11 protein-coding genes are annotated in these 18,308 nt (G+C 63.1%); 8 read left to right on the forward strand and 3 right to left on the reverse strand.

The window, feature by feature from the left end; translation table 11 throughout:
* The first annotated feature begins 5 nt into the window (after positions 1-5).
* The 4 genes from druD to Sdi02f_RS13885 all read left to right on the forward strand — a co-directional run bounded on the left by druD (position 6) and on the right by Sdi02f_RS13885 (position 8,692).
* Positions 6-1,085, forward strand: a complete 1,080-nt coding sequence (gene druD, locus Sdi02f_RS35625) for a Druantia-type antiviral defence protein DruD (protein ID WP_497594982.1) — start codon at positions 6-8, stop codon at positions 1,083-1,085.
* On the forward strand, positions 1,082-6,649 hold the full coding sequence (locus Sdi02f_RS13875) for a DEAD/DEAH box helicase (RefSeq protein WP_245962187.1): 5,568 nt from the start codon (positions 1,082-1,084) through the stop codon (positions 6,647-6,649). The genes druD and Sdi02f_RS13875 overlap by 4 nt, the downstream gene beginning before the upstream one ends.
* A gap of 262 nt (positions 6,650-6,911) precedes the next feature.
* On the forward strand, positions 6,912-7,502 hold the full coding sequence (locus Sdi02f_RS13880; RefSeq protein ID WP_245962188.1) for a DUF4365 domain-containing protein: 591 nt from the start codon (positions 6,912-6,914) through the stop codon (positions 7,500-7,502).
* The gene (locus tag Sdi02f_RS13885; protein ID WP_108933337.1) at positions 7,499-8,692 is read left to right on the forward strand and encodes a hypothetical protein; all 1,194 of its coding nucleotides are present in this window, start codon (positions 7,499-7,501) and stop codon (positions 8,690-8,692) included. The genes Sdi02f_RS13880 and Sdi02f_RS13885 overlap by 4 nt, the downstream gene beginning before the upstream one ends.
* 479 nt (positions 8,693-9,171) lie before the next feature.
* Here Sdi02f_RS13885 and Sdi02f_RS13890 read toward each other — a convergent pair whose 3' ends face one another.
* The 3 genes from Sdi02f_RS13890 to Sdi02f_RS13900 all read right to left on the reverse strand — a co-directional run bounded on the left by Sdi02f_RS13890 (position 9,172) and on the right by Sdi02f_RS13900 (position 13,076).
* Positions 9,172-11,148 (reverse strand): Druantia anti-phage system protein DruA, encoded by a 1,977-nt coding sequence (locus Sdi02f_RS13890; protein WP_108933338.1) that lies wholly within the window; start codon positions 11,146-11,148, stop codon positions 9,172-9,174.
* The gene (locus Sdi02f_RS13895; RefSeq protein WP_108933423.1) at positions 11,145-12,602 is read right to left on the reverse strand and encodes an ATP-binding protein; all 1,458 of its coding nucleotides are present in this window, start codon (positions 12,600-12,602) and stop codon (positions 11,145-11,147) included. The genes Sdi02f_RS13890 and Sdi02f_RS13895 overlap by 4 nt, the downstream gene beginning before the upstream one ends.
* Positions 12,603-12,692: 90 nt before the next feature.
* Complete coding sequence (locus Sdi02f_RS13900) at positions 12,693-13,076, reverse strand: hypothetical protein (RefSeq protein WP_108933339.1); 384 nt, start codon at positions 13,074-13,076, stop codon at positions 12,693-12,695.
* Positions 13,077-14,145: 1,069 nt separating this feature from the next.
* Between Sdi02f_RS13900 and Sdi02f_RS13905 the strand changes: the two genes are divergently transcribed.
* The 4 genes from Sdi02f_RS13905 (at position 14,146) to Sdi02f_RS13920 (ending at position 18,130) form a co-directional block, all read left to right on the forward strand.
* Complete coding sequence (locus Sdi02f_RS13905; protein WP_108933340.1) at positions 14,146-14,619, forward strand: hypothetical protein; 474 nt, start codon at positions 14,146-14,148, stop codon at positions 14,617-14,619.
* Between the two features lie 177 nt (positions 14,620-14,796).
* On the forward strand, positions 14,797-15,579 hold the full coding sequence (locus Sdi02f_RS13910) for a hypothetical protein (RefSeq protein WP_108933341.1): 783 nt from the start codon (positions 14,797-14,799) through the stop codon (positions 15,577-15,579).
* A 105-nt stretch (positions 15,580-15,684) separates the two neighbouring features.
* Complete coding sequence (locus tag Sdi02f_RS13915) at positions 15,685-16,707, forward strand: tyrosine-type recombinase/integrase (RefSeq protein WP_218030776.1); 1,023 nt, start codon at positions 15,685-15,687, stop codon at positions 16,705-16,707.
* Positions 16,700-18,130 (forward strand): hypothetical protein, encoded by a 1,431-nt coding sequence (locus Sdi02f_RS13920; protein ID WP_142199506.1) that lies wholly within the window; start codon positions 16,700-16,702, stop codon positions 18,128-18,130. The genes Sdi02f_RS13915 and Sdi02f_RS13920 overlap by 8 nt, the downstream gene beginning before the upstream one ends.
* The last annotated feature ends 178 nt before the right edge of the window (positions 18,131-18,308 follow it).

Below are 18,308 nucleotides of genomic sequence, written 5' to 3' on the forward strand. Positions count from 1 at the left end.
TAACGGTGCTCAGTAAGCAAGAGGCAGCAGAGCGAACAGTCCGTGCACTCTGGCTGGATGAGACGACAACTGATGCGTTCTCTGCCGAGGCGCTCTCCGCTTTGCTCCGCCGTGCAGCCTCTTTCCTGTGCCCGTCGACTCCGCGCCGCCTTGTAGATGCAGTACTTGAGGCTCTCAGTCCACTGGACGAATCAAGGCTGTTCGCGCGTCCCCAAGTGGCAGCACAGCTTGACCTTTTGGTATCGATTGGTGACCTGATCGAACTTCCTCACCGAGGTGATCGTAAGGGTCGTCAGATTTACTTGGCTCCGCCTTCATTCGTGGAGAAGGCGCTCGGACAGTACCTCTTGCTCGGTGTGCGGCCCAACGGCGCACCGCTCGTAAACGAGTCGCTGGGCGCAGGCATCCAGCACGAGGGCCACACCAGGTCTCTCAAGCTCGACGCTCAGCTCGCCCCGGCGCGTTTGCGTGCCGCCGGCCTGCATGAGATACCTCTTAATCACTGGCTCAAGCGACCTAGGACGGATCAGGCAGCCGCGGTCGTAACTGTGATGCGTCAGCGCTTGGACGGTGCCGGTGAGTCTGGAGAGGTCGGCGGCCTCAAGATCATCGATACGGCGGCATCCGTCCTCTACTACCGAGGTCGCTGGCGACAACTCGCGAGCAGTGACTCAGGAGATTTCGTTGCCCGCCGATCTCAGGCCTACGGAGCTGACTTGTGGTGTTTTGTGCGCGTGGAGCATGGAGTCCCTCGCGCACTGGTGGATCTTCCAGTTGATGACCTCGCCGCGGCAGGCTGCGACGAGGCGTGGCACACACAGGCAGCCATCGATGCCTTGGCTGGCACACCGCAAGTCATGTACATACGACCGGCTCCGGGGACGTCCGGCGACCGATGTCTGGACCTGTTCAGCCCCGTGCCCGGGTGGGCGCAGCGCTACCTCGAGCTTGTGGGTATCCCTGTCCCGCAGGCAAGAGGGGCACTCGTCTCTTACCGCGTACCGATGTCGGCGATCGGCCAAGTGCGGGCGTTCTTCACTGACATGCTATGGATGCACGTCAGAGAAGAGGGAGGGGTGGCGTGACAGTGGAAGCGCCAACGATCGCGGAGACGATCAGCAAGATCCAGACAGCCCTTCGGGACTACATCGAGGCGACCTATCACATCGGGCATCCCACCGTGCTCGACCAGCGTCGTGAACTGCTCGAGCAGGAAGGCGTACTGTTCCAAGCCCCCTTCATCGAGAGCACCCCTCGCTACCAGACGAACCGCGGCTTCGGTGATCTGGACCTCGACGAAGCCGTGCGAGAGATGCTCAGCAGCCTGTCGGCACATGCGGCCGGCTCGAAGCGCCTGCTGCACGACCCGCCCTATACCCACCAGGCTGAGGCACTAGAGTCGACCGCTCGCGATGGCCTGAGCCTGGCCGTCACGACCGGTACAGGTTCGGGCAAGACTGAGTCGTTCCTCCTGCCGATGCTGGCCAAACTCGCGGCAGAGGCCGCACACAAGCCTGAGTCCTTCAAGGTTCCGGCTGTGAGGTCACTAATCCTCTACCCCATGAACGCGCTAGTGAACGACCAGTTGGGCCGTCTTCGCCTCCTGCTGAGCGACCCACGCGTCACTGCCAAGTTCAGCGAGTGGGCCGGCCGCCCGGCACGGTTCGCCCGCTACACCAGCCGGACGCTGTACCCAGGCGTGCGCAAGGCCAAGAAGGACCAGACGCGCCTTCGCTCCATCGAGGACTTCTACGTCAACCTGATCGACCTGGCGAACGACTCCTCATCGCCACAGCGTGAGGAGGCAGATGCTCTCATCAAGGAACTGGAGGCACGTGGCAAGTGGCCAGCTAAGCCGGATCTGAAGGCGTGGTACGGCAAGAGCGGTTCCCGGTGGAAGAACAAGGCTGGCGAGTTCATCCGTGCCGTCACCCGTCCCGAAGACCCGGAGCTTCTGACACGCCATGAAGTGCTGGAAGAGCCTCCAGACGTCCTGATCACCAACTACTCGATGCTCGAGTACATGCTCATGCGTCCGCTTGAGCGGCCCGTATTCGATGCCACAAGGGACTGGTTGGCAAACAACCCCGACGAGAAGTTCCTTCTGATCATCGATGAAGCTCACATGTACCGGGGAGCCGCCGGTGCCGAGGTGGCACTCCTGCTCCGTCGTCTACGCGCGAGGCTCGGTATCCCCGCAGAGCAGTTGCAGGTGATCTGCACAAGTGCCAGCTTCACGAGCTCCCGGTATGCGCGTCAGTTCGCCGCCCAGTTGAGCGGCAAGTCCGAGGCCGACTTCAAGAGCATCGAAGGCAAGCTTGCCCTTCGGGCAGGCGCCAGCACAGGAAGCCTGCCGGATGCACAGGTCCTAGCTGCCGTGCCGATGCACGAATTCTATGAGGGTGAAGGGGACGAGGCCCGCATCGCTGCCGTACAAGGCCTGTTGGACTACCGTGCGGTGGACCTGAGGCCGGGTGCCACGGTCGGCGAGTTGCTACACGAGGCGCTCGACGCCTTTGGTCCGATGAACCTCCTTGTCAACGAGACAATGAAGCAGGCACAGCCCGTCAGCGACCTGGGCACCCTCATCTTCCCGGATGTGGACCAAGTTCTCGCTGACAGAGCCGCTTCTGCTCTGGTTGCACTCGGTAGCGCGGCACGACGGTCGGTGGACGGTGCAGGGCTGCTGCCGTGCCGCGTGCATGCGTTTTTCCGCGGTCTCCCCGGGCTGTGGGCATGTCTCGACCCTGACTGCCCGGAGGTTGACCGAGAGGTTTACCCAGAGTCAGGTCCGGTGGGCCGACTCTATGCCCAGCCCAGAGCAACCTGTGACTGCGGAGCCAGGGTTTTTGAGCTGTACACGTGCCGGCACTGTGGCTCCTCCTACGCGCGGGCCTATACCGACGACCTCGTCAACCCCTCGCACCTGTGGAACGAGCCTGGAGGAGCCTTCCAGTCTGCGTCCGGCCTCATCCCGGAACTGCAGCCCCTTGACCTGCTACTCGAAGAGCCCTACGAGAAGAACGTCGAACTCGCCGACCTCGACCTGGTCACCGGCAGACTCAACCCAGAGAAGGTACTCGATCGTCGCGTCCGCAGCGTTTTCCTGCCCGGACTCCGGAGCGGGGAACCAATCGCCGGCGAAGATGACGGCGACGAGGCCGAGGCGGACGGGCAGTTCAAGCCTTGCGGTGTCTGCGGTCGGCGCGCAGGCTACGGGCGCTCGTCAGTGCAAGATCATCAAACGAAGGGTGACCAACCGTTTCAGGCCTTGGTGACCCGTCAACTTGAAGTGCAACCACCAGGCGCGCAGCCGAACACCGAGTTCGCGCCATTGCGTGGGCGTAAGGTGCTCGCTTTTTCCGACTCCCGACAGGTCGCCGCCCGGCTCGCTCCAAACCTGCAGAGTTACTCGATGCGCGACGCCATGCGGCCCCTAATCCTGCGCGGGTGGCAAGAGCTGGAAAAGACGATGCTCGAGCCCATGCTGTCCTTGAACCATCTATATCTGGCAGTCATGGTTGGCGCCCGCCAATTGTCGGTTCGGCTTCGCCCCGAACTGCGCCCTTCTGAGTCACTTCACGTCCTGGACAGGGTCGAAGCAGCCATCGAGAAGGGCGCACTCAAGGGCAACCCCGGCGAGCTCATGCAGTTGTTCAGCATCACCGATCCGCCACCGCATGCGCTGATGCGGACGATGTACGCAACGCTCACGGACAAATACCTCGGCCTCGCATCCCTCGGCCTCGCATCCCTACGGGAGCCCCGAGCCAGGGCTGCTGATTTGCTCGCAACGCTCCCCGGCATTGACAGCGTGGCGACCAGCGAGGAATCCAAGCTGGCGCTGATGCGAATGTGGCTCATGCAATGGACGACTCCCGGCATCTGGTTCCCGTCGATGACCGATGGAGACTGGTGGAAGACGGAAGGCGGGGTCCATCCGCACACGGGTAAATTCCAATCGATTGACCAATGGCTCCACTCCAAGGCAGCGAAGAAGCAGTTCAATGACACATGGCTGCCTACACTGCTTCAGGAGTTCTGCGAAGCGGTAGCTGGGAAATACCGGCTGTCAGCCTCGAAGGTCTACTTGGATCTCGGAACGATTTGGGGATATTGTGAACGCTGTCGTTTCACCCAGCGACCGTTCCCCGGTTCTTCCCGGTGCGTCAGCTGCCGAGACGACCAAGTCCGTACGCTAGACCCCGACACGGACCCGGTGTTCCAAGCCCGTAAGGGGTACTACCGCGCCAGCGCCACACGAGCTCTACGGGACAGCCCCGAGTCCCCGATGAGCATCATCGCCGCTGAGCATACGGCGCAGCTCAACGCCGCGGCACAGTCAGACGCTGTGTTCTCCAAAGCAGAAGAACATGAGCTGCTGTTCCAAGACGTCGACCTCGGTCTGCCCGGATCCGGAGATCGGAAGAAACCCGCCGCCATCGATGTTCTGTCTTGCACGACCACCATGGAAGTGGGCATCGATATCGGAAATCTATCCGGTGTCGCTCTGCGTAACATGCCACCTTCGCGCGCGAACTATCAGCAACGCGCAGGTCGGGCCGGTCGGCGGGGCAACGCAGTCGCCACTGTGCTGGCCTTTGGAAGCGCTGACACCCACGACGATCATTACTTCCGCCAGCCGGAACTGATGATCCGCGGTGCGGTCGATGACCCAGTACTGACGATGGACAACGAGGAGATCACGCGTCGTCACGTTATCGCGTACCTGCTGCAGCGCTACCACCAGGACCGTCTTCCTGACATCGACCCCGACGAGCAGCCACAGCTTTTCGAGGTACTGGGACAAATCACGGACTTCACTGGGACAAATTCACCGCTGAACAGGGCCGACCTGGAAGAGTGGTTGAAGTCCCATGAAGACTCTCTTCGGCATGACATTGCGGCATGGCTCCCCGACGAGCTCGGCCAGAACGGCCACCACTCCGTCCTTGAAAACTTCGTCACGAGGACTCTCGACGAGATCGACGAGGCCCTTGACCTCGATGCCAGCGGGCACCCTGTGACGGCCTCCGGTAGTGACGCGTCATCGGAATCTGATGAGGAAGATACGGAGGACTCAGCCGAGGACCCGGAGGAGCCGAATGCCCGGAGGACCCAGAAGAACCTGCTCGATCGGCTCCTATACAAAGGAGTGCTGCCGCGTTACGCGTTCCCGACGGACGTCGTATCGTTTTACGTCTTTGACATCGATCGGTCGACGCGCTTCAAGCCTGAGTTCCATTATGCGCCCAGTCAGGGTCTTGCGGTAGCGCTCAGCCAGTACGCGCCCGGCAAGGTGGTGTGGATCGATAACAAAGAATGGACCTCCGAGGCCATCTACGCGCCAGTCCAAGAAACGCGTCACCAAGCTTGGCGGGACAAGCTGCTCTACTTCGAGTGCCAGGTGTGCCATTACGCCAACTACTATTCGTACGGCGAGGCCGCGCCTGGGGATGAGCGCAACTGTCCGGCCTGCCGTGCCGAAGGCAAGTTCGGCAAGGCTAAGAACTGGATGCGCCCGCCGGGGTTCGCGCACCCGGCCAGGAAAGACCCTGGCACCAGTGCCGACAAGGCGCCGGCTCGCAGTTACGCCACGCGAGCCAAGCTCATGGCTTCCGGGCCGACCGAGGAGAGCGCCTGGCAGCGCGTCACGAACCGGCTTGAGCAGACGTATCGTCGCGAGACGCTGCTGGTGACGAACACCGGTCCCCGCAGCGAGGGGTACACCTACTGCACGCTCTGCGGGCTCATTGAGCCGACAGCCTCGGCCACGGGCGTGGTGAATGGGACACACAAGAAGCCCTACCCCGACGAAAAGGAACCGAACTGTCCCGGATCTCGCTCGACCCGTGGACTGGTGCTCGGTACTGACTTCATCTCCGACGTACTCCTAGTCCGCCTCAAGGTGGATTCGCCCATCACCCTCAAGCCGGACTACCTATCGACACACATCGCGCTGCGCACAATTGCTGAGGCCCTGACGATTGCTGCGACACGGAAGCTAGGCATCGAGGCCACGGAGTTGCAAGCGGAATACCGTCCTGCGCTGACACCTCTTGGCGGCGAAGGCCGGGAAGCCGACATCTACATGTACGACACCCTCGCTGGCGGTGCCGGCTTCACCCGCCGGGTCAACGACCACGGCATGGAGATCTTTAGGCAAACGCTGAAGCTTCTCGAAGACTGCCCGGCGAACTGCGATGAGTCCTGCTACCGCTGTCTGCGCAGCTTCCGCAATCGATTCGAACACAACCTCCTTGACCGCCACGTCGGGGCCAGTCTCCTGCGCTACCTGATCGACGACACGCCACCGGCTCTTGACGAAGCACGACTCGCGCGGTCGACCGACAAGCTCTTCGAGGATCTCGATAGCCGGGAGCTCGGTATCACGTTCGAGCGAAGCGTCAAAACCGACGTCGAAGGTGTCGGGCCGGTCACTGCGCCCATCCTGGCTAGGGAGCGTGACCGTGAATGGATCATTGGTGTTCACAGCCCTCTGACTCCGGGCGTAGCACCGAACGACCGGCTGCAGCATGCCCAGGCAAGTTCCGAGAAGAGCAAAGTTTCGGTCCACCTGGTTGACGATTTGGTGATTTCCCAGAACTTGCCATTCGCGACCCAAACCGTTCTGAAGGCTCTGACATGAGCTAGAACAAGATGCAAATGGCGACACGGCGACACTGAGGCCTGGGCTTGGCCGAATTAGTCTCCATTGCCTCTCCTGCTCGCACGGCAAGGGGAGATAGCCCATTGGGCGGCGGCCTGCATATTGCTATGCGGGCCGTCGCCCGTGCTGACATCATGAAGAAGCCTAGCGTCGCTCTACACGAAAATAGACGGAACCGCCACAAGTAAGAACCTTCTATCCTGAACGTTACTTCCTCCTTCGTGACTCGCTAGGGCAATCGATGAAAGATACCAAGAGGGGCAATATGGCCGAAGGCGGCACTGGTGAAGAGATGGGCGAACAGGACCTTGCGGAGGGTCAGATACCCATCACAGCACTACAGGAGCACTTCAGCGTGTCGTTCACGCGGATGATTGCTTATGCGGCTGGATGCTCCATAAAAACTCACGAGACCGATTTTGAGGGCGTTGACATCACTATTGTTTCTTCGACAGAGTACCGCGGCTTCTACGGGCCGCAGTTCGAGCTTCAATTGAAGTGCACCTACCAGGAGAGCTTACTTAAAGATGACAGCATGACGTGGAAAATGAAGGCGAAACCGTTTCGAAAACTAACTCGCACGAAGCGGTATATCCCCGCCTACCTTGGCGTCCTCCTTATTCCACGCGAGCCGGAACCCTGGCTTCACATAAATGAATATGGCTTGTATACGCGTAGCCGCATGTTCTGGGAGTCTGCGGATAACCTGAGATACGACGGCCCGATCAATGATTACCACACGGTACATCTACCACGTCGGAATCTCTTCACGGGTGAGCAGCTTCTGGGCATCATGAAGTCAATCGGCGATGCAGAGAGGGGTCTGAGGTGACCCGAGCCGCGTTTGACAGCTACCGTGAGATTGCATCCGCGCTGACTCCTCCCGCGGTCTCTCAGTTCCTGGCTTCTCACGACTGGGAGCTGGAACAGAAGCAGCCGCAGGTTCGCGAGGTCTGGCGCTACCGGTCAGCCTCATTGGCCACCGCGCCCCGTGTCATGGTCCCGCTAGCCACAGATTTCGCAGATTTCGCACCACGCTTCGCGGACACGTTGGAGTCGCTCGGGCATATTCACGATTGGGATGCCTGGCAACTACTGGAACACATCATCGCCACACGAGCGGACTTGTTCTTTGTGCGTCTCGATCAAGAAATGATCGATGGGACAATCCCTTTCCAGCAGGCCGAAAAGACACTACAAGCGATCCTCAAGTTGATGAAGTCAGCTGCGACTACAGCAGTCGATCCCAATCATCCGAATAAGGGACGGAGGCCGGCGGCGGTCAACGAGTTCCTGGAAGAGGATGTAAGACTGGGGCACACGAAGCGTGGCAGTTTTGTCTTCACCGTAGTATCCCGTCTAGGCGAGGCTAATCCGCAACCAATCGATGGCCACGAGCAACCTGCTATGCCTTTTCCACGACAAGTCATGGAAACATTGGCCAGAGGCCTTGAGACCACAAAACGTCTGACGCAGTCCTGGGACGAAGAGGTTCTCTCATCTCCAAGCAGCCTAGGGCTTAGTGCGGGGCTGGTGGAGTCGCTCGAAGAGATGTCACAGTCGCAGCACCTTCGCTCACTGGACTTTTCTTTCGAGTGGGCAGCGGCTGAGCGCAGGCCGGACGTGGGCCTAGCAACAATTACGCTAGACCGAGACACAATTGTTGAGCTTCCGCGTGTTCGAGAACAACTCGTACGAAGGGAAGAGCCCGTACGGCGAGAAAGGCTAGCCGGTCTCGTTAAGTCGCTTATACGGGAAAACTCGACGCCCAATGGCGAAGAGGCAGGAACAGCTATCATCGTGGCGGAGGTAAAACGAAAGACTTTGCGAGTTCATGTTCCACTGACGGGAGCGGATCACAGCTGGGCGATCATGGCCTATGAACGCCAACTTCCCTTTACTGTGACGGGCGACCTGTCCTACGAGCGCCGCACTTGGCGCCTAACTGGCCGTATCGAGGTCGATTCGAGCTTCCTGCGCCACCTTACAGGCTCAGAAGATTCCGACTCGGGCAGTTCCTAGGAGACGCTTATCGGGTTGATAATAGGCAAGTCCATGGGCGTCCCCGCCTGACCTGCTACGGCGAGATTCCGTCCGGGCGGAAGGTGGCCTGCACGATCGTCCGGAAGCGCCCCCGGGAGGCGGGGATGAGATGCCCGCGCGTGCACTGGCTCAAAAGACATCGACGAAGCAGGGATCCCGCGCAACGGGCTGGGGTGGCGCTGCTCGCGTAAGGTCACCAAGAGCACGGGCCGCGACAACCGCGTTAGCCTGCTATCCGCCGGACTGTGACGTCGTCCGCTCCGAGGAGCGGCACTTCGTCGGCGCCCTACAGCGGGTGAAGGAGTGGGCGCCCATTCCCCTGCCAGCGGTCCGCTGGGTCGACATCGAGGCGAGTAGCGGTCGGGCTTTGGATGCGATCGCCGCCGCCCTGGGCTGACATTTGTGACGCCCGTGCCGTTCCGGCCATGCCCCGCACTCGGCGAAGGGACGCCTCCCGGCTATGTGAACATGGGCAGCATCCCTTGGTCGATCGGCGGCGCCCCGTCTCCAGCAGGCAACGGTACCCGGGCACCATGCCGGACTGGGCGGACTAGCCGATGGGAACGCATGGACTCAAGAACATCCTGGCGTCCGGCCCTCTGTCGACACCAGCGTTCAAGCCACCAGTTGGCGACCCTGTCGTCTGCTTCAGGCAGATCGGGATTGAGTAGGTACTCCGGCTCCTCATCGATGCCGAGTGAGTAGTCCCGCAGGTTTTCGACCAGCGGAACGCCGTAGAGGATGCGTTCACGTCCGTGCCTGAGGAGTTCGTTGGCGGGCCACCCAAGTGCGGCGATCCCTAGCCTCACCTTCCGTAGACGAGGGCTGACTCCTTCACCGAACAGATTGTTGACTCGTACGAGCGATCCGCGTAGGGCCGAAAGCCGAACAAGGGCCTCGACGGTCTCACTGGAGAAGTGAGAGGTTCCAAAGGAGCGTGACCGTCCGAGTTCATGGAATCCCATCCGGGCGCTGCTCTTTCCTCCCATCACTTCAGAAGGCCAGAACAACCGGTTGTACTGGCTTGAACCAGTTCCGTAGAGCGAAGTGGTTCCGATGAAGGAAAGGCGAGGCTCGCGCAGGATTGGGCGGCCGGCCATCGCAGAGGCGATCTCACTGGGGCGTGAATACTTTTCACGGTAAGCCGTCAGTACACTCGGTGAGACGGCCAAAGCCCCTACGAGCTTACCCGCCACCAGCGCGTTATAAGGCGCCACGGCGCCACAGACGGTGAGGTCGGCGATGACGGTGCCGACCCGCTCCCCTCGTGCGCGACGTACCACGCGACGCATCTGTGCCCGCGCCTTCGAATCCGAGAAAGCTTTGGCGAGTCCTTCGGCTGTGGGTGGAGAGAGATAGGCCCCAAGGAGGGTGACGATCTCCAAGGTCTCGGCAAGCGCTGCTGAACGCTTACTGCGAAACAGATCTGTCGTGGCCCGATCCACCCACGCACCACGCTCTATGTTGCGGACCTCGCGGATTGTGCTGGCCTGGTGGTGTCGCTGACGGTGCCGTTCGGCGTCAGCCCGCAGCCGGCCGATCACTTCCGAGGTAGGCGCCGCCAGGTCGGTCGGTTGAAGGATCCCGTCGCGGAGGAGATCATCGACATAGATCTCTTCCTGCTGAACCGTGATCCGTCGGGCCAGCCAGCGGGCGATGTCAGCAGTGGGCTCAGCCCGCACCTGCTCAAGAAACTGATCAGTTTCCCAGCCCATCCAGTGGTCGCGCTCGGCGATTTGAACAACCGGGCTGGAGATCGCCGCCAGCCCAATGACGGTGTGGAATTCAGTCGCCGCGTCCCGGATCAAGATTGGCATCGAACGGCCGGGCACGGTTGCGTAGGCGTTAGACCAAGTGTGCCGGAAGTATCGCCAGATGTCGTGAAGCTTGAAACCTGTCAGATCGCAGGTCGAGGAGTCGACGATCTGAACGTACGGTCTGATGACGTCTGTGGTTGCGCCGGCACTCTGAAGTGCATCCGCCAACTCCCGGCCGTCGCGCATCAGATTGAAGATGGAGACCAGCCGGCCGCCGTGCTGGTGCGTGCGCTCCATACTCTCGACGAAGCGCCGAACGCTGCTCTGCCCGAGTTGCTCGTCCCGACGCAGATGCTCCTGGCGTCGGATCCGGGCTTTCTCCTTCTCTCGGTCACCACTCGCCAACGGGGGAGTGAAGACGTGCCCGGACTTATCGGCCTGGATCGTCCAGCCCTGATCTACCAGATCTATGGCGGTGTGAGCAGCTGCCGCGAGCAGCGGCTGCTCATACAGGTTCTTGATCTTGGCTGCCTGAATCCAGTGATCGTGACTGTTCACATCTGTGGATCCGAGCGGAGCACTTGCCAGCAGGGCGCAGAGACGAGCGAACGCCTGCCTCTCCCGACGGGAAGCGTCGGCAGGGAGCCTGAGGGTAACGGGCTTGGCCTCTTCTTTCATGACTTCTGGAGCATCCGTCCGTAGGTTTTGCTCCATAGTCGCAGGAGGTCGTCACAGTTGTGACCGTCGCTGCCCAGGAGGGTCGTGGTACGGGCGAAGGATAGAAGGAACAGTTCGAGTGCAGTGCGTAGGTCTCTCCCCGCCTCGTCGCTCAGTGCCTGCAGGGGCCGGTACAACGCTGCGAAGGCTGGATGATCAACGTTCAGTGTGACATCGAGCGTGCGCCGCTTCAGGGCTGAGGTGAACATCGTATCAATCGGCAGTTGTTCGGACCCGATTCGGTAACTCAGGGCGCCCGACCCCTTTCTGGTCGACCGGATAACGGGCAGGTCGGCGTCCGCGGCCTCCGCTATACGGCATGACGTCTCTGTTGCCGCTTGGAACTTGACCTCCTCAAAGGCTTGGCGTACGCGCAAGTTCAGCAGCCGAGCGATCGACTCCAGCTCCGGCCCAAGAGCCTCCTGAAGTTCCTGAGACGGCCGGATGCCCTGCTTGTTCACAGTGATCCCGAAGTGCTCATCAAGGATGGGATCGAAGTCGATCTCACATCGCCACCAGTCGTCATAATTTTCCTTGCGCTTCGCTCCCATGAGATGCCAGCCACTCGCGATCTCACGGCCGGCACGCAGGATGGAGACGCCGGCTCCGCCGACGATGCCCATGCGTCGTTTGGTCACATTGTCCAGGTGATGCCAGTGCTGAACCGGCAGCATCGCGAACCGGACCGTGACGAAGGCGGTCTTGCCCGATGAGGTGGCGAGTTCATAGCGGATCGGCTCGAAGGCCAGCCGTGCACTACGGCCCTCGATCCTGGTTGTGAGGAGCATGGGATCGACTGAGTCGACTTGCTTCCCGTTGATGGTCAAGACAAGTTCGCCGCTGCTCAGGAAGCGCCGGTACAGGCGTCCGAGGTCACGACGCAGGGCCCGCTCGAGCCAGGCGAGGCGGCGATACTCGATGCGGTCGCAGTTTCGCCAGACCACCCGGCACCCCGAGCCTGCAGTACGGCCAGGTTGGCGGCGCGCACGAAGGTCAACTGGGGCCCCGGCAGCGACAGCATCAACGTCCAAAGAGACCTGGTGCGCGCTCCGGCCGTTCTGCCAGGAGATCACCTCGATCCGTCGAGCCTGGCTGAGCGAGGCGGCAGGCAGTCCCATGCCAAAGCGACCGAACGATTGCCGCTCGTCGAAGCGTGACGAACCACCGAAGCGGAGGCACGCCTCAATCTCGGAACGCGACATCCCGTGACCGTTGTCCTCGACAGAGATCTCCGGATCATCGTCTGCTTTGGTCCGCACGACCGTGATCGCGACCTCGGTCGCTGCGGCCTGGAGGGAGTTGTCGATGAGTTCTGCGAGAGCGGTCGAGAGGCTGACGTAGCCCGACTCCCGGATCGCTCGAATGAAGTTGGAGGAGACCAGGAGGTCATCCTTCCGGTGCGTCTGCTGGCCCATCGCCACTCCCATGACTTGCCCATATCTCTGCGTCGAGAGTAGCTGCATCGAGGCGGCCCTGGGAAGTAGATCATTTTGGTGCGGCTGGGGTCAGGCGGGCCTGGTCGTGATCGTCACCGTGATCCGCTTGGTCTTGGCCGGTTCGATCAAGTCCAGGCCCGTCCCATCCACCATCAGAAGACGGACGGTAGGGCGATTAGCCCCGGCGACGAACCGATAGGGCTCCGCGGACTCAAGCAGGATCACCCGACCGGTGCGCTGCAGATCGAACGAGATGACATGGCTCGTCGTGTCGACGCGAAGGGTGCGATCGACGACATCTGCCGCTGTCACCACCTCCCCCGCTAGCGCCTCTAGAGGTGGCGAAAGCGTCTTCAGCGAGTTGATGCCGAGCACCTGGAGTGCGGCGATCTTCTGCCCCGTGAGGGGTTCCAGCAGAGGCTCGATCTCTGCTGCTGACTGGATGGTACCCATACGAGCATCATGACTGATGGAAGAACAAGGCAGGCACCGGGTCGACCGGCTGCTTCCTCCGTGAGTATGGTGCGGAACGTCATCTGTGAGAGAAATTCGCAGTTTCACGACGGTTCGCTGGCCTAACCGCTGAGCCGCGCGTGCTGGACGCCGGCCGGCCGGTCCCGGGCCCTCGGGCCGGTGCCCGGGTGGAGTGGGTCGATCTCATGGAGACGGATCCGATCCGAGCCCTGTAGTCGCTCCCTGCGGAGGAGACGGAGGGAGCCGAGGACGGGAGCACGGCGGGCGAACCGGCAGCCTCCAGAGGCGTTGGCCGCACTCCACCGCTTGCCCCGCCTCCGCCCGGCGAGCCACAGGCTCCACGACGGTATAGAAGCAGCCCGAGCGCGCCTCCGGACCGCTCGGTGACCGTCCGGTATTCGCCGTGTTGTACTGGGCCTCCCTGGACTGGTTCCTCCCGTGGCACACCGAAGCTCCCCTGTGACGCAGCCCCGGAGACGATCAGCAAAGAGGAACCGCTGAGCCGCTTCCTCCTACAGTTCCTCCTCTGTGACAGCAGCGGCCCACGGCAACTTGCAGAAGTCCTGATCATTCGGTCCGGAGCAGGGTGGCGTGGCAGCAGCCCAGCCCGGCGTGCAAGGGGCTCCTACGAAGCCTGGTCTACGTCCCGGGTGAGATGACCAGTGCTTGTACTCATCGGCAACTTTGGCCATCGCGCTCCGTCGCGGGTTGCGCTGAACTCCGGTGAAAGCGGACCCAGTGCAACCCGCTGGAGCATGGAGATGCCGGCGGCGGTGAGCTCACTCAGCAGAGCGCACGGTCAATGGGAAGCTCGCTTGGGTCGCTGAGCGCTGCGCTCCCCGATCCACGGCAGGCGCTCCTCTGGGCGGGCCGCCTTCCCCATTCCCCCAGGTGAGTCGCTACCTACGGGCACCACAGCGGGTAACCGCGCACCTCATGACCTCAGGCGCTTCAACCATGTTGGAGACAGCGCGAGTTGTTGTTGTCTATGCTGTCGCCGCGGATCATGAGGACCGCGCCAGCCGGTATGCGACATGGGGGAGACGCAGTGCACGACATCAGCGCGTCCACCCGTAGCTTCCTGTCCGACCTGAGCAGCAGCACGGAAGAGCTGAAGCGCGAGATCGAAGCCGCTCGTCGTGAACGCGACGAGATTGCGGCGCGGATCGCGACGCTCGAGATGCGTCTGGCGGAGAACACCGCGACTCTGCGCGCCATGCAGGCTTACGCCGGCGAGGCCGACGGGACACGCAACGGCGAGGAGCAAGCCCGTACGGCTGCGTCTGCACCGGACCAGAGCAGCCTGACGATCGAGGAGTGCATCCTCCACGTCCTGCGCGGACGGGGAGGTCTGCTCCCGCTGGAGATCACGCGGAAGGCGGAGGCCATGGGCGTGACGAGTTCCGCGTCCAGCATCCGCGCCCGGCTGACCAAGCTGCACAAGGAAGGCACCGTGGTTCGCGACAGCCAGTCCCGGTACTGGCTCGCTGCTGCGGGAACGGAGGCCACCAGAGACGAATAAGGACTCACGCAAGCAGATCGGCCGCCGCAAGTGTCGAGCCCACGGCGGCCGTTGGCGCATCCCTGCAGATAAGGGCTCACGCACCGGTGGCCAGCTTAGGCCATGCGGTCCGTTCAGCGTGAGCCCTTCCGGAAACCGCCGATCCCTTCGGCGACGAACGGACCAAGGAACCACGAAATGAAAGCCTCCTCGTCCGGCGTGGCCGGACGCTCCCGTCACCAGGACACCTCCCAGTACGCCACGACCGACACGGCGTCCAGCACGGGTGGCAAGACGGTCTCCTACCGCATGCCGCCCGTCACCATCTCCGCCGACCGGCAGATGGATCTCCTCGCCGCCGCCGTCACCACCTGCGCGACAGGGCGGTCCGCCGCCAAGATCCGCGACCTTGTCCGCGAGACTGGTCTCAACCGCGATGTCACTGCGTCTCTGCGTTTCCTGACCAACACCGGGCTGCTGACCTCCGGCCCGGCCGGCTGGACCCCGACCGTTGCCGGTGCCCGCGTCGGCCGGACATGGCCCACCGACCGGGAGGCGGCACGCACCCTGTTCGGGGAAGTCTGGCGCGACTCCTGGGTTTATCAGTTGCTGGTCGCCTCCGTCCCCGCGGAGACCTCGCTCAGCACCGAGGATGTCGCCAAGGCGATGCGGCCCTACCCCACGTCCCGGCTGACCCCATGGGTCCACTTGGTGGACTGGCTGGAACTCGCCCGCTACATGGAGCGGGCCGACGACGGAACTCTGTCCCTGTCCAGCACGGTGGACAGGGACACCCGCCACTCACGTCCGATCGACCCTGCACCGCCAGGGCCCAGCGCCGCCACCGAACCCGGCCCGCAGTTCGGCCTGGTGCTGCCGTTGAGTATGAACCAGTTGGAACAACTGAACGCGGAGGACTACGGCGCGGTCATGCGATCGCTCGCCACGATCTACGACGTCCTGTCCCGCCAGCGGGCCTGACCACGGGGTTTCCGCGTCGGCGGCTGACCGCCGACGTCACCTCTTTGCGCGCCAACGCTTGCACAGGCATCTCCACCTCCCCACAGTGGTGTGAACTTGCACCACTTGGGAGAGTTCGCCATGCCCGTGCCGCGCGCGCCACTACCTGACCGAGCCCTGCCCGACGGCACCCGCCCGCCCGCATGCCCCGCTGCGGAGGCGACGCTGGAGCATGCCGTCGCGCAGGCCGTCACCCATTGGAACGAGATGACTTTCCAGGGACAGATGTCCCCCCAGACCCATCGCGCCTTCCGGCAACTGCTGGAGCGATACGCGCGCTACAGCCAAAACCGCGGTGTCACCCTCCTCGCCGAGGTGACAGCCGACATCGTGGAGGACTTCATCTACGCCCAGGGTCGCACCCGCCACGGCCGGATCGGCGATTCCGCCAACGCCACCCTCCACCAACGCCGCGCCGTCCTGCGCTCCTTCTACCGCACCCTGTACGACCTCGGCCTCAGCAATGCCGACCCCACCCGTGGCATCCGCCTCCCCGAACGCACCCGCACCCGCGTCCGCCCTCTGGACGAGGACGAGGCCATCGTCCTGCGCCAGGCCGCGGAGTACGTCACCAGGCCCAGCCGGCACGCAGCAGCCGCCGCCTTGGCGCTGTCCGGCGGACACACAGGGGAGATCGGCCACATCCGCGTCCGCGACCTCGACGAACAGGCTGCCGCCGTCTGGATGCACGGCTCCACACGAACCGACCCCCGCTGGTGCCCTCTCGATCCCTGGGCCCTGCGCGTCCTGAAGGCCAGATCCGCCTTCGTCACCCGGCAGCAGCTGCGCACCGAAGGAGCACCGGACGCCCGGCTCGCCGTCTCCTCGGCTCCGGCACCGGACGAACAGTTGCAGGCAAGGGCCTGCGTCGCCCTGGCCGACCTCATCCGCCGAATCGGCCTGAATGCCGACCCGCACGTCAAGCCAGCCTCCTTGACCGCGTACGCGGCGGTGCGCCTCTACGACGAGAACCGGAACATCGAGGACGTTGCCCGCCGGCTCGGGCTCCGCTCCCTCGACCGCGCCGCCGATCTGATCGGCCTCGACTGGACGACCCCTGTGCCGGATGCGGGAGCCGAGCGTGCCTGACGACATCTTCCAGGACGCCCTCCCGCCCGGCCAGCGCACACCGCGCAAGCGCACTTTCACCGAACGGGACCGCCGCACCCTCCACGAGCGCCTCACCGACTGCGCCCACAACCCCGACCTCTTTGACCTTGCCGAAGCCCTCCCGCCACCCGGCAGGGTCGGCCGGCGCCGCGGCTACCCCGATGTTGCGTTCCTCTTCTTCCTCGCCGCCCGCAGCGTCCTCGCCTCCGCGCGCCGCACCGCCGCACACCTCGAAGACCCCGAGATATGGAAGATCTTCCGATCAGGAGTACGCAGCGAACTCGGTGCCGAAGCCGCCCTGCTCCTCCCGGAGACCGGACCAACCCGCTCCCAGTGGCTCCACGCCCAGCGCCGACTGCGGGACCACGCGGACGACCTGTGGGACCTGTACCGCATGCTCGCACTGGACCAGGCGCTCGAGCAGGGAATCTTCCCAGGAGACGAAACCCGCTCTTGGAGCAACCCAGGGCGCCACCAGCTCATAGCCGCCGACGGAACGGTACTCAAATCCCCGACCCTCGCCCGGGCCCACCGCAGCATCGACATGAAAACCGGAGAAATCCGCTACCACCGCATCGACCCCGCATCTGCCCCACAGCGAGAGGGAGGTGGAAACGAAGCATACGGCCCCAAATACGTATTCTTCTCCGCACGGAAAGACGAAAACTATCTCTCCCGGGTCTTCCTTGACTCCCGCTACGTGCCCCATCAGCACCCGGGTGGGGAAGCCGCCATCGCCGTCGATGGCGTCCTCGACATTATGGACAGAGCCCCCGGATGCATGGGCGTCCTCTACGACGGCGCCTTCCGCGGCACCCACCGAGACGCCATCGCCCGGCGCGGCGGCCTCGTAATCAACAAACAGCACAAAGGAAACGAACCGCAATTCTACGAGACGCTCCGGCCAGGACGCTGCATCCATGAATTGTGGGCCGCTAACGGACGCATCGCCGAAAAGGTCCCCTTCGCCGACGGTACGACGGAACTGGTCCCGGTGCCGATCAGAAGACTGGAAAGACGAGGCACCCGCACCTACCGCTGGTACCACGTCCTGGAAATTCCCTGCCGCCACGGGGCCCATATCCACCGCGTCGCCGTCGCCACCACTAGCCGTGCCGGTGAACGCCCGGCCGGCGAAAGCGACGAGGAACGCGGATTCCACCGCGCCGAGCACCTCCAGCAGATCCCCGAGTACACCCGCACCCACCAGCTCGTCTACCCATACCGCAGCGACGCCGAGTCGGGCCACTCCCAGCTCGACGCCTCACTGTGGAACGGGCGCCTGATCTCCTACGGCGTCGAGGCCCAGAAGCTCCTCACCCTCGGTTTCGTCCTCGCACAGAACTCAACGAGCCGGGCCCTCCACGAAGAGGCGTCACCCTTGCTGAGCCCCACCGCCTGAGCACCCCACCGCCGACCCACCAACACCAGCGCCCGCCCGAGCCCCGATCCGGTACCCTGTGGATCGAGCGCCTCGGCGGGCGCTGCGGCATGTCAACAGGCCCAGCCTGTCCACGCCACAGCGGTCGCCTCCAGGACGCTCAGGGCTTGACAGACAGACCTGGCCACGGACACTTCAC

This window comes from Streptomyces ardesiacus (genome assembly GCF_003112575.1).
Taxonomy (GTDB): Bacteria; Actinomycetota; Actinomycetes; order Streptomycetales; family Streptomycetaceae; genus Streptomyces; species Streptomyces ardesiacus.

Coding starts and splice junctions, on each gene's coding strand:
- Sdi02f_RS13880 (WP_245962188.1), top strand. CDS start 6,912: ATGAAAGATACCAAGAGGGGCAATATGGCCGAAGGCGGCACTGGTGAA.
- Sdi02f_RS13890 (WP_108933338.1), bottom strand. CDS start 11,148: ATGAAAGAAGAGGCCAAGCCCGTTACCCTCAGGCTCCCTGCCGACGCT.
- Sdi02f_RS13895 (WP_108933423.1), bottom strand. CDS start 12,602: ATGGGCCAGCAGACGCACCGGAAGGATGACCTCCTGGTCTCCTCCAAC.
- Sdi02f_RS13900 (WP_108933339.1), bottom strand. CDS start 13,076: ATGGGTACCATCCAGTCAGCAGCAGAGATCGAGCCTCTGCTGGAACCC.
- Sdi02f_RS13910 (WP_108933341.1), top strand. CDS start 14,797: ATGAAAGCCTCCTCGTCCGGCGTGGCCGGACGCTCCCGTCACCAGGAC.